Raw genomic sequence first — 12620 nt, forward strand, 5'->3', positions numbered from 1 at the left:
GGCGCGGGCTGTCGCCGCCCCCCGCCCGGGGGGGGGGGGGGTTTGGGGGGGGGGGGGGGGGGGGGCGGGGGGCGGGGCCCCCCCCCCCGCGGGGGGGCCCCGCCGCGGCCCGTCCCGTCACGCGGAGGCGGCGTCCTTGGCCTGGGCCCGCAGCGCGCGGGCCACACCGTCGCGGGACTCCACGACCAGGCGGCGCAGCGCCGGAACCGGCTCGGCGGCGGCGAGCCACGCGTCCGTACGGTCCAAGGTCTCCTGCGACACCTGGTAGGACGGGTAGAAACCGAGCACGATCTGCTGGGCGATCTCGTTCGTCCGCTCCTTCCACACCTTGCCGATGACCGCGAAGTAGCGCTCGGTGAAGGTGGCGAGCAGCTCACGCTGACCGGCCTGCACGAACCCGCCGATGACCGCGGCCTGGACGGCGTTGGGGAGGTCGTCGGACTCGACGACCTTGGCCCACACGTCCTCCTTGGCCCCGGCCGTCGGCCGCGCCGCGAGGCACGACGCGGCGTGCCGCTGCCCGGCGGCGGTGCCGTCGCGCTTCAGCTCGGCGTCGACCTCGGCGGTGTCGGCCGCACCCACGGCGCACAGCCGGGACAGCAGCGCCCAGCGCAGGTCGGCGTCGATCGTGAGGCCGTCGACGGGCACCGTGCCGTCGAGCAGGCCGCGCAGGACCGCGAGCTGCGCGTCGGCCGTCGCCACGGAGGCGAACGTACGGGCCCATGCCAGCTGGTGGTCGCTGCCCGGGGCGGACGAGCGCAGGAGCCGCTCCGCCGCCTCGGCGTACTGCGCCAGGCCCGTCTCGCGCCACTCCGGGTCGGTGTACAGCTCAAGGGCGGTGCCCAGCTGCCGGTGCAGGGTCTGGACGATGTTGATGTCCGTCTCGTGGCCGACGCCGCCCAGCACCAGCGCCAGGTAGTCGCGGGTGGCCAGCTCGCCGTCCCGCGTCATGTCCCAGGCCGCCGACCAGCACAGTGCGCGGGGCAGCGGCTCGGCGAAGTCCGCGATGTGCTGTGTGACGACGGACAGCGACAACTCGTCCAGGCGCATCTTGCAGTACGCCAGGTCGTCGTCGTTGACGAGCACGACGGCCGGACGGGCCAGGCCGACCAGGTCGGGGACCTCCGTACGGACACCGGTGACGTCCAGCTCGATCCGGTGCGTGCGGACGAGCTTGCCCGCGTTGTCGAGGTCGTAGAAACCGATCGCGATCCGGTGGTCACGGATGGTCGGCCACGCCTCCGGGGCCTCCTGCAGCACCGCGAAGGAGGTGATCCCGCCGTCCACGTCGGTGTTGATTTCGGCGCGCAGGGTGTTGATGCCCGCAGTCTGGAGCCACTGCGCCGACCAGGCCTTCAGATCGCGCCCGGAGGTCTCCTCCAGCGCCGTCAGCAGGTCGGACAGCTGCGTGTTGCCCCAGGCGTGGCGCTTGAAGTACGTCCGTACGGCCGCCATGAAGTTGTCCCGGCCGACGTACGCCACCAACTGCTTGAGGACCGAAGCGCCCTTGGCGTAGGTGATGCCGTCGAAGTTGACCTGGACGTCCTCCAGGTCCCGCATGTCCGCGACGATCGGGTGCGTCGACGGCAGCTGGTCCTGGCGGTAGGCCCACGTCTTCATCCGGTTGGCGAAGGTCGCCCAGGAGTTCGTCCAGCGGGTCACGTCGGCCTGGCACATGATCGACGCGAAGGTCGCGAACGACTCGTTCAGCCACAGGTCGTCCCACCACTGCATGGTGACCAGGTCGCCGAACCACATGTGCGCCAGCTCGTGCAGGACCGTCTCGGCCCGCACCTCGTACATGGTGTCGGTGACCTTCGACCGGAAGACGTAGTCCTCCAGGATGGTCACGCAGCCGGCGTTCTCCATCGCACCCGCGTTGTACTCCGGGACGAACAGTTGGTCGTACTTCGAGAACGGGTACGCGAAGTCGAACTCCTTCAGGAAGAAGTCGAAGCCGAGTTTCGTCACCTCGAAGAGGTTCTCCGGGTCCAGGTGCTCGGCCAGCGACGTGCGGCAGAACAGCCCCAGGGGGATCACCGTGCCGTCGGCGGCCGTGTAGCTGTCCCGGACCACGTGGTAGCTGCCGGCGACCAGCGCGGTGATGTACGTGGAGATCCGCGGCGTCGGCTCGAACTGCCAGATGCCGACGTCCTTGCCGTCGATCTGCATCTCGAACGACTCGGGGGTCTCCGAGTTGCTGACGACCTCCCAGTCGCGCGGCGCGGTGACCGTGAACGCGAACGTCGCCTTCAGGTCAGGCTGCTCGAAGTTCGCGAAGACGCGGCGCGCGTCGGCCACCTCGAACTGGGTGTAGAGGTACGTCCTGCCGTCCACCGGGTCGATGAACCGGTGCAGGCCCTCGCCCGTGTTCATGTACTGGCACGAGGCCACGACGCGCAACTCGTTCTCGGCCTGCAGGCCGTCCAGCGCGATCCGGCTGTCCTGGAAGACTTCGTCGACGTCCAGGTGCCGCCCGTTGAGCAGGATCTGGTGCACCTCCGGCGCGATGAGGTCGATGAAGGTCGACGCCCCGGGCTCGGTGCAGGAGAACTTCACCACCGTCGTCGACGGGTAGTTCTCGCCGTCCCCGCTCAGGTCTACGGCGATGTCGTACGACTCGACGGAAAGGATGCGGGCCCGCTCGCGGGCCTCGTCACGGGTCAGGTTTGTACCAGGCACAGCTGATGACTCCTTTGTCACGGAATGGCTCCCGCGATCCTTCCACGGTCGCTCCGCGAGCGCAGCAGCCGGTTCGGGCCGGTCCGGGCCGGTCCGGCCCTCCGCACTTGTCCGCACTCATGCGGACGGCCCGCTGTGTACCCGTGCCCGCAGGTACGGGTACACAGCGGGCCGTAAACGATCAAGTCGGACCCCCAGTCGGACCCCGGCTGAACCTCCAACCGAATCAAGCCGAATCAAGCCGAACCGGACCGAATCAAGCCGAACCGAGCCGAATCAAGCTGAAACGGACCGAACCGAGCCGAATCCGGCTGAACGCCACCGAATCCGGCAGGATCAAGCGGCGTCGCGCGCCCGCGCCCGCAGCGCCCGGGCCGCGTCGTCCCGCCGCTCAAGCACCAGCCGCCGCAGCGCCGGCGGCAGCGAGTCGTCCGCGAGGAACGAGTCCGTACGGCGGAGCAGCTCAGGCGACGGCGTCCAGATCGGGTACAGCCCCACGACGATGCGCTTGGCGATCTCGATCGACCGGTCGGCCCAGACACCGGACAGCGCCGCGAAGTACGCCTCCGTGTACGGAGCGAGCAGGGCAGCCTGGCCCGGCTTGGCGAAGCCGCGGATGGCCGCGTCCACCATCGAGTTCGGCAACGCGTCCGACTCGACCACGCTGCGCCACGCCTCGGCCTTTGCCGCGGCGGTGGGGAACGCGGCCGTGCACGCGGCGGCGTGCTGGCGGCCCGCCACCGTGGTGTCGCGGGTCAGCTCGGCGGCGATGTCCGCGGCGGTGACCTCCGCGTGCGCGGCGAGGGTCTCCAGCCAGGCCCAGCGCAGTTCGGCGTCCACGGTCAGCCCGGCGACGGTCACCTTCCCGTCGAGCAGGTCGCGCAGGACACCCAGGTGCTGCGGCGTGCCGGCGGCGCTTCCGTACACCCGGGCCCAGGCCAGCTGGTGGTCCGAGCCCTCCCCGGCGGCGCGCAGCTCGGCGAGCGCGGTGTCCGCGAGCCGCACCTGGCCCTCGGCCCGGTGCGCCGGGTCGGAGTAGAGGTCCAGCGCCGTCTCCAACTGGTCGAGGACCATCTGGACGACGCCGATGCTGCTCTCGCGCCCCGCGTGCCTGAGCACGAGTTCGAGGAAGGCCCGGGTGGGCAGGTCCGCGTCCCGGGTGAGGTTCCACATCGCCGACCAGCACAGCGCGCGGGCGAGGGGGTCCTGCACCTGGTGCAGGCGCTCGCGCACGGTCGCCGTCGACACACCGTCGAAGCTCACCTTGCAGTACGTCAGGTCGTCGTCGTTGAGCAGCACCAGCTCCGGGCGCGGCCGGCCGACCAGCTCGGGGACCAGCGTCCGCGCGCCCACCACGTCCACCTCGACGCGGTCGGTCCGTACGAGCTCACCTTCAAGGCCGTTGTAGAACCCGATCGCGATCCGGTGCGGACGCAGCGGCGTGCCCTCCTGGACCACGGCGAACGAACTGATGGTGTCCGTGCCGTCCACCGCGACCTCCGGCTTCAGCCGGTTGACGCCGGTGGTCTCCAGCCACAGCCGGGACCACTCGGTCAACTCGCGGCCCGAAGCGCTCTCCAGCGCCGCGAGGAGGTCGCCGAGCGAGGTGTTCCCGTACGCGTGCGCCGTGAAGTACTCCCGCGCCCCCGCGAAGAACGCGTCCCGACCCACGTACGCCACCAACTGCTTCAACGCCGAAGCACCCTTGGCGTACGTGATGCCGTCGAAGTTCAGCATCGCGTCTTCGAGGTCCCGGATGTCCGCGACGACCGGGTGCGTCGTCGGCAGCTGGTCCTGCCGGTAGGCCCACGCCTTGCGCCGGTTGGCGAAGGACACCCACGCGTCCTTGTGCTCCGTCGCCTCAGCCGACGCCGCCGTGCCCATGTAGTCGGCGAACGACTCCTTCAGCCACAGGTCGTCCCACCAGCCCATGGTCACCAGGTCGCCGAACCACATGTGGGCCATCTCGTGCAGGATCGTGTTGGCCCGGCCCTCGTACGACGCCTCAGTCACCTTCGACCGGAAGATGTACTCGTCCCGGAAGGTCACCAGTCCCGGGTTCTCCATCGCGCCGATGTTGTACTCGGGCACGAACACCTGGTCGTACTTCCCGAACGGGTAGGCGAGTCCGAACTGCGCCTTGTCATGGAAGAAGGTGAAACCCTGCTTGGTGACCGTGAGGATCCGCTCGGAGTCCAGGTGCTCCGCCAGCGACTGCCGGCACAGCAGACCCAGCGGGATCGTGACGTCGTCGTCTTCGAACACATCACGGACCACGTGGTACTCACCGGCAGCCAGCGCGGTGATGTACGTCGAGATCCGCTTCGTCGGCTCGAAGGTCCACACGGCCGCGTCGCCGTCGACCGCGCGCCCGCTCTCCGCACCGTTCGAAACCACGGTCCAGTGCGCCGGAGCCTTGACCGTGAAGGCGAACGACGCCTTCAAGTCCGGCTGTTCGAAGTTCGCGTACAGTCGCCGGGCGTCCGCCGGTTCAAAATGGGTGTACGTGTAGACCCGCGCGTCGGCGGGGTCCTCGAACCGGTGCAGCCCCTGCCCCGTACGGGAATACGCGCAGTCGGCGACCACAGTCACCGTGTTCTGCGCGGCCAGCCCGTCCAGCGCGATCCGGGAACCGTCGTACACCGCGGGGCCCAGCTCCCGCCCGTTGAGGACGACGCTGCGCACGCGCGGCGCGAGCAGGTCCAGGTGCGTCGCACCACCCGGCTCCGGGCAACTGAACGTGATCACAGTGGTCGACGCGAACGTCTCCGCGCCCTGCGTCAGGTCCAGGTCGATCGCGTACGACTCGACGGAAACGATGCGGGCCCGGTCACGGGCCTCCTCGCGGGTCAGGTTCCTTCCGGGCACTGAACGGCTCCCAGGTTCTTGTAGCGGCTATCGGCTGTCGGCGGACGGTGGTGCGGCTGTTGTCCTGGCCCGATCCTGTCACGGGCTTTGAGCACGCGTCGCGGGGGAAAACGCGTTGGACCGGCCGGCCGGGCCTGAGGAATAACCGGACGTGAGTACGGGCTGCATCCGGTTAGGTACGACCCGCGCTTGCCTTGAGAGGACCCCGACAGTGACAGAAGACGCCACCACGGCCCCCGCACGCGACACCGCCCACTTCTGGTTCGACCCCCTGTGCCCGTGGGCCTGGATGACCTCCCGCTGGATGCTGGAGGTCGAGAAGATCCGCGACGTCGATGTGCAGTGGCACGTCATGAGCCTGTCCGTGCTCAACTCCGGCCGGGACGACATCCCGGAGCAGTACAAGGAGATGCTGGAGCGCGGCTGGGGCCCCGTCCGGGTGCTGATCAAGGCCGAGCAGGACCACGGCAACAAGGTGCTGCTGCCGCTCTACACGGCCATGGGCAACCGCCGCCACCTGGGCCAGCAGGAGGACTGGGACGTCATCATCACCGAGTCCCTCGCCGAGGCAGGACTGCCCGCGGAGCTCCTTGAGGCCGCCGGTGACACCTCCCTCGACGAGGCGCTGATCACGTCGCACCACGAGGGCATGGACCAGGTCGGCATGGACGTCGGCACCCCTGTCATCAGCGTCAACGGCACCGCCTTCTTCGGCCCCGTGGTCAGCCCCGCGCCCAAGGGCGAGGAAGCCGGCCGCCTCTGGGACGGCTCAGTCCTCGTCGCCGGGGTCCCCGGCTTCTTCGAGCTGAAGCGGACCCGTACGGTCGGCCCGATCTTCGACTGACGGCCACGCTGACGCGCCGGGCGCGTGGAGACCGGTTCAACCGGGCCTCCGCGCGCCCTTCGCCGTAGCCCCCGCGACAATGAGCAGATGGACCATGTGCGACCTCTGGTGCGTTCGGCCCGCCGCGGCCGACCGGACCCGCGCACGCCCAATGACAACGCCCCGTACGCGACGAAGCCGCCCCGCGCCCGCGACAAGGCGCTTAAAGCCGGGTTGCGGACCGTCGCCGGCGGCTGGAAGCTCTGCGGCCTCACTGAAGCCGCCCGCGCCCTCGACCACTACCTCGACGGCACCGGCGAACCGCTCAGCATCGACCCGGCGGGGCTGCTGCGCACCCCCGCGTTCCACCGGCCGCTGGTCCGGCACTTCCACGAATGGCGGCGCATTGCCGCAGCGGAGTGGGAACGCACCGGTGTGACGGAGTTCGACGTCACCAACAACTGGCACGGGGTGCTGATCCCGCGCCGGGACAGTCTCGACTGGTGGCTCACGCTGCGCGGGCTGGAGTGGACGTACGGCGTGCGCTGAAACGATCGGAAACGCACTGAGAGGGCCCCGCGCAAGCGAGGGGCCCTCTCCCTGCGGTCCGCCGTCATGAATGTCGGGAAGACGATCACGAGAAGGCAGTCCGGTCCCGGCCACCATGTAGGCCGGGAGATCTTGGTGTGTTCCACGGAACAGAGTCCGCGGATCGGAGCAGGCGAAACAGCGTCAGCCGAGCAGCAGTCCGGCCTTCTTCGCCTTGGCGAAGCGGCTCGCGACGTCCTCCCAGTTGATGATCTTCCACATGGCCTCGACGAAGTCGGGCTTCACGTTCTTGTACTGCAGGTAGAACGCGTGCTCCCAGGCGTCGAAGACCAGCAGCGGGATGCTGCCCTGGCCGATGTTGCCCTGGTGGTCGTAGACCTGCTCGACGATGAGGCGCTGCCCCAGCGGCTCCCAGGCCAGCACGCCCCAGCCGGAGCCCTGCGTGGTCGCCGTGGCCTTGGACAGGTGCGAGCGGAACTTCGCGAAGTCGCCGAAGTGCTCGTCGATGGCCGCGCGCAGCTCGCCCTGGGCACCGTCCTTGCCCGGCTCCGCCTCGGCGTCGCCGGACATGTTCGTCCAGTAGATCGAGTGCAGGACGTGCCCGGCCAGGTGGAAGGCCAGCGTCCGCTCCAGGCCGACGATGCCGCCGAAGGCGTCCTTGTCGCGGGCTTCGGCGATCTGCTCAAGGGTGTCGTTGGCGCCCTTGACGTACGCGGCGTGGTGCTTGTCGTGGTGCAGCTCGATGATGTGCCCGCTGATGGCGGGCTCAAGGGCTGCGTAGTCGTACGGCAGCTCCGGAAGTGTGTAGGTCATCTCTACCTCCAACGGGAAATCAATTGCAAGCTACTTGCAATAAGCAATCCTACGCAACAGGAGGTCCGGAGTGGTGGATGGGGTGACTCTTCATCAGGTCGGACGTACGCTCCCGAACGGATGCAGTCGACACGTGCAAAGGGATGGTGGTGGACGGCATGACAGCCGCAAGCACGCAGAAGGCCCAGATCCGGGAGTACAACCAGATCTACATCGACGGCCGGTGGACGGCCCCCTCGTCCACCGAGGTGATCGAGGTCGTCGACCCGAACACCGAACAGGTCGTGGCGACCGTCCCGCAGTGCACGCCCGCCGATGTGGACCGGGCGGTCAAAGCCGCCCACACGGCCTTCGCCACGTGGTCGCAGACGACGCCTTCCGAGCGCGCCGCCTACCTCGGCAAGGTCCGCGACCAGGTCGTCGAGCGCATGGGCGAGATCGCCCAGGTCATCACCCAGGACATGGGCGCCCCGCCGCAGATCGCCAAGGCCGTGCAGGTCGGCCTGCCCGCCGCGGTCCTGGGCAGCTTCGTCCAGCTCGCCGAGGAGTACCCCTGGGAGGAACGCATCGGCACCTCGCTGATCGTGCGCGAACCCGTCGGCGTCGTCGGCGCGATCACGCCGTGGAACTACCCCCTGCACCAGATCACCAACAAGGTCGGCGCGGCGCTCGCGGCCGGCTGCACGGTGGTCCTGAAGCCCAGTGAGGTCGCCCCGCAGGCCGCCTTCCTGTTCTTCGAGATCCTCGACTCCGTCGGCCTGCCGCCCGGTGTCGTCAACCTGCTCTCCGGCACAGGGCCTGTCGTCGGCGAGGCCATCGCGGGGCACCCCGATGTCGACATGGTGTCCTTCACCGGCTCCACCCGCGCCGGGAAGCGCGTCTCGGAGCTGGCCTCGCAGACCGTCAAGCGCGTCGGCCTGGAGCTCGGCGGCAAATCCGCCAACGTGATCCTGCCGGGTGCCGACCTCCACAAGGCCGTGACCGGCGGCGTCCGCAACGCCTACCTCAACTCCGGCCAGACCTGCAGTGCCTGCACCCGCATGCTGGTGCACCGCGACGACTACGCGCAGGTGGTGGAGCTCGCCGCGCAGACCGCCGACGCCATGATCGGGCAGCTCGGACCCATCGTGTCCGAGGTCCAGTTCGACCGCGTCCAGTCGTTCATCGAGCAGGGCCTGGCCGAGGGTGCCCGCGCCGTGGCGGGCGGCCCGGGGCGTCCGGAGGGGGTCAAGACCGGCTTCCACACCCGCCCGACCGTCTTCGCCGACGTCACCCCCGACATGACCATCGCCCGCGAGGAGATCTTCGGCCCGGTCCTGTCGGTCATCGCGTACGACAGCGTGGAGGAGGCCGAGCGCATCGCCAACGACACTCCGTACGGCCTGTCAGGGGCGGTGTGGGCGGCCACCCAGGAGGAAGCCGTCGCCTTCGCCCGCAAGCTGCGCACGGGCCAGATCGAGATCAACGGCGGCGCGTTCAACCCGGTGGCGCCCTTCGGCGGCTACAAACAGTCCGGCAACGGCCGTGAGCTGGGCCGCTTCGGTCTTGAGGAATACCTCGAGGTCAAGTCGCTCCAGCTGTAACCGCCGCTGTGGGGTGTATCACCCGGCACCCCGCGCCGGTTCTGGCTCCACTGCTGGTCCCCGTGGCCGTACTTATGCGTGTAAGGCCAGCAGTGGAGCCATGATCACCAAAGAGCCGGCGGAAAGTCGCGGAGAAGCCGGCGGAGCAGTGTGAGGAAGGACAACACTCGACTGGGAACGTTGTGGGCAACAGCATGATCGCGGTCATAAACGGTCGGCTAAGTTCAGAACCTGTCCCGCAACGGTCCTTTCTGTGTGGAGTCCCCATGAGCACTGCCGCCCTCACCACCTCCCCCCGGGTGCTGGCCGACCTCGTCCCGGCCCGCGTCTTCCGCGGTGCCGCGGTGCGTGACGCCGTCCTGGTCGCCGCGTCCGCCGGCTTCATCGGCCTGTCCGCCCAGATCGCCATCCCGGTCCCCGGCTCGCCGGTGCCCGTCACCGGGCAGACCTTCGCCTTCCTGCTCGTCGGCACCGTGCTCGGCGCGGGCCGCGCGATGGCCACCGTCGCGCTGTACATCGCCGCCGGTGTCGCGGGTCTGCCCTGGTTCGCCGAGCACACCTCCGGCAGCGCGATGCCGACCTTCGGCTACCTGCTCGGCATGGGCCTGGCGGCCGTCCTGGTCGGCGCGCTCGCCCAGCGCGGGGCCGACCGCAGCCCCCTGCGGATGGCCGGGGCGATGCTCCTGGGTAACGCCGTCATCTACTCGGTGGGTGTCACGTACCTCGCCCACGACCTGGGCATCACGATGACCAAGGCGTACGAGATCGGCATGCAGAACTACCTCATCGGCGACGGCCTGAAGATCGCCCTCGCGGTCGGCCTGCTGCCGGTCGCGTGGAAGCTCGTCAACCGCAAGGGCTGACCTGCCCGGGCGTGTTGATCCGCCTGGGCTTGTTGATCCGTACCGGCTTGTTGATCCGTACCGGCTTATGGATTGAAGGGCCCTTGACCCGACCGCGACCAACGTTGCGATCAGGTCAAGGGCCCTTCGTGCGTCTTCAGCCGCACCCGGCCCTGCGCGTTGATCGTTCACAGAGTCAGTGACGGCCGGAGGCGATGTCCATGAAGATGCCCGCAGTGATTCCCCGATGAACCGCAAAGTGGCCTGGGCGGGAACGGTGACCTCGATGCTCCTGGTCGGTGTGTTCGCCAACCAGTGGACTTTGATCAAGATCTTCGAGCACGGCAGTAACGATCCGAACTCCGGTTTGCAGATCCTGTTCCGGCTGGCCTATCCGCAGTGGGTGATCTCCGCAACCGGCCGGTTCGAGCACATGCCCGGTAAATACCAGGCCGCCATGCTCATGGGTGTGATCCTGCTCATCCTGACGGTGTGGGCCGTGCTCGCCGTGGCCGCGAGCCGGCTACCGGACACCATGGGCGGGTTCCCGGTCTTCGTGTCCGGCTGGTTCGCCCACGTCCTGGGCGGCGCGGTCTACGGATTCACCGTCGTGCTGATCGCCGGCGCGGGCTCCAGGCGGTCCTACCGCGGGGGCGGCGGACGCAGCCTGGCGTCGTTCCTGGACGGCATCACCGTGGGCGCCGGCTACGGCCTGCTGATCGGCTGGGTCACCGGCCTGGTCGCCGCGCTCGCCTACAACTCCCGGAGCGGAGGCGGGTACAGCCAGCCGCCGACCCCGTACCAGCAGACTCCCTACCCACAGGGACCGGCCGGGGGATACCCGCCGCCGCCCGCCGCCCCGCCGCAGTACTGACCGACCGACCGCCGTCGCCCCGCGGCAGTACTGATCAACATGTAGAACCCCTCGATATGAGCTTCCCCGCCCGGCCTGCCACACTGCTGTCCATGCGCGTATACCTCGGCTCCGACCATGCCGGATTCGACCTGAAGCAGCACCTCATCGAATGGCTGAACGCCAACGGACACGAGGCCGTGGACTGCGGCCCCACCGTCCAGGCGGACGCCTACGACTACCCCGTGTTCTGCCTGCGGGCGGGCGAAGCGGTCGCCGCCGACCCCGGCAGCCTGGGCGTCGTCCTCGGCGGCTCGGGCAACGGCGAGGCCATCGCCGCCAACAAGGTCAAGGGCGTGCGCTGCGCCCTGGCGTGGAGCGAGGAGACGGCGGCCCTCGGCCGCCAGCACAACAACGCGAACGTGCTCAGCATGGGGGCACGGATGCACCCCGAGGCCGAGGCTGTGAAGTTCCTCCAGGCGTTCGTCGAGACCCCGTACTCCGACGCGGAGCGGCACACCAAGCGCATCGACATGCTGACCGCCTACGAGACCACCGGCGAGCTGCCGGCCTACCCCGCGGGCTACGAAGTCTGATCCCCGGCGCCGCCCCCGACAGCCCAAGCGCTGTCGGGGGCGTTTCCTATGCTGGAGACCAGCCCGAAGCGAGGGAGAACCAGTGCCCGAAGGCCATACGATCCACCGGCTCGCCGACGTCCTCGAAACAACCTTCAAAGAAGACGTCGTACGGGTGACCAGCCCGCAAGGCCGCTTCGCGGACAGCGCCCGGCTCCTGGACGGCACCCGGGTCACCGGCACCGACGCGCATGGAAAACACCTCTTCGTGGGCTTCCCCGGCGACCGGTGGATCCACATCCACCTGGGCCTGTACGGAAAACTGGAGACCGGCGAGGCCCCGGAGCCGCCGCTGGTGGGCATGATCCGGCTGCGCCTCGCCTCGGACACGGCGTACGCAGACCTGCGCGGGCCCAACACGTGCGCGCTGATCAGCGGCTACGAGAAGAAGCTCGTCCACGCCCGCCTCGGCCCCGACCCGCTGCGCACTGACGCCGACCCGGACGCCGCCTGGCGGATCGTCAGCCGCCAGAAGCGCTCCGTGGCCGAGTTGCTGATGGACCAGAAGATCCTGGCGGGTGTCGGCAACGTCTACCGCGCCGAGGTGCTGTTCCGGTTCAACGTCGACCCGGACACCCCGGGGAACAAGCTCCACAAGGAGACCTGGGACGCCATGTGGGCCGACCTCGTAGCGCTGATGCGGGAGGGCGCGCGGAACAACCGCATCGACACCGTCCGCCCCGAGCACACCCCGGAGGCCATGGGCCGCCCACCGCGCAAGGACGACCACGGCGGCGAGGTCTACGTCTACCGCCGCACCGGCCAGGGGTGCCTGATCTGCGGGACGCCGGTCCGTACGAAGGAAATCGCCGGGCGGAACCTCTTCTGGTGCCCGACCTGCCAGCTGTAATGGTCTTGGGGTTTTTGGGGCGGGCCCCCGCCCCAAAAACCCCAACCCCACCCGGGGGGGGGGGCAGCCGGGCCGGACACAAAACCAAAACACCGCGCCGGGGCGTGGGGGAAACCCCGCGC

The 12620-nt window shown here is 69.2% G+C and carries 10 protein-coding genes; 7 read left to right on the forward strand and 3 right to left on the reverse strand.

Annotation, left to right across the window (positions count from 1 at the left end; translation table 11 throughout):
- Positions 1-117: 117 nt before the first annotated feature.
- Together pepN (AC0Z36_RS28350) and pepN (AC0Z36_RS28355) are read right to left on the reverse strand one after the other, a co-directional pair.
- The gene (gene pepN / locus AC0Z36_RS28350) at positions 118-2682 is read right to left on the reverse strand and encodes an aminopeptidase N (protein ID WP_485465934.1); all 2565 of its coding nucleotides are present in this window, start codon (positions 2680-2682) and stop codon (positions 118-120) included.
- A gap of 336 nt (positions 2683-3018) precedes the next feature.
- Complete coding sequence (gene pepN / locus AC0Z36_RS28355; protein WP_485465935.1) at positions 3019-5550, reverse strand: aminopeptidase N; 2532 nt, start codon at positions 5548-5550, stop codon at positions 3019-3021.
- Between the two features lie 211 nt (positions 5551-5761).
- Between pepN (AC0Z36_RS28355) and AC0Z36_RS28360 the strand changes: the two genes are divergently transcribed.
- Both AC0Z36_RS28360 and AC0Z36_RS28365 read left to right on the forward strand, forming a co-directional pair.
- The gene (locus tag AC0Z36_RS28360) at positions 5762-6394 is read left to right on the forward strand and encodes a mycothiol-dependent nitroreductase Rv2466c family protein (protein ID WP_485465936.1); all 633 of its coding nucleotides are present in this window, start codon (positions 5762-5764) and stop codon (positions 6392-6394) included.
- A gap of 87 nt (positions 6395-6481) precedes the next feature.
- Positions 6482-6922 carry a hypothetical protein gene (locus AC0Z36_RS28365; protein WP_485465937.1) on the forward strand — a complete coding sequence of 147 codons (441 nt, stop codon included), beginning with the start codon at positions 6482-6484 and terminating at the stop codon, positions 6920-6922.
- A gap of 183 nt (positions 6923-7105) precedes the next feature.
- Here AC0Z36_RS28365 and AC0Z36_RS28370 read toward each other — a convergent pair whose 3' ends face one another.
- On the reverse strand, positions 7106-7735 hold the full coding sequence (locus AC0Z36_RS28370; RefSeq protein ID WP_485465938.1) for a superoxide dismutase: 630 nt from the start codon (positions 7733-7735) through the stop codon (positions 7106-7108).
- A 188-nt stretch (positions 7736-7923) separates the two neighbouring features.
- Here AC0Z36_RS28370 and AC0Z36_RS28375 point away from each other — a divergent pair, with 188 nt between their 5' ends.
- The 5 genes from AC0Z36_RS28375 (at position 7924) to AC0Z36_RS28395 (ending at position 12498) form a co-directional block, all read left to right on the forward strand.
- Positions 7924-9318: an aldehyde dehydrogenase family protein gene (locus tag AC0Z36_RS28375; RefSeq protein WP_485465943.1), complete on the forward strand. Its 1395-nt coding sequence runs from the start codon at positions 7924-7926 to the stop codon at positions 9316-9318.
- Between the two features lie 266 nt (positions 9319-9584).
- A complete protein-coding gene (locus tag AC0Z36_RS28380; protein ID WP_485465939.1) occupies positions 9585-10181 on the forward strand; it encodes a biotin transporter BioY in 597 nt (198 codons plus the stop codon).
- A gap of 226 nt (positions 10182-10407) precedes the next feature.
- Entirely contained in the window at positions 10408-11034 is a 627-nt protein-coding gene (locus AC0Z36_RS28385) for a hypothetical protein (protein ID WP_485465940.1), read from the forward strand.
- Between the two features lie 92 nt (positions 11035-11126).
- Entirely contained in the window at positions 11127-11609 is a 483-nt protein-coding gene (locus tag AC0Z36_RS28390; protein ID WP_485465941.1) for a ribose-5-phosphate isomerase, read from the forward strand.
- A gap of 82 nt (positions 11610-11691) precedes the next feature.
- On the forward strand, positions 11692-12498 hold the full coding sequence (locus AC0Z36_RS28395) for an Fpg/Nei family DNA glycosylase (protein WP_485465942.1): 807 nt from the start codon (positions 11692-11694) through the stop codon (positions 12496-12498).
- The last annotated feature ends 122 nt before the right edge of the window (positions 12499-12620 follow it).

Source organism: Kitasatospora sp. UYEF31, from assembly GCF_057291755.1.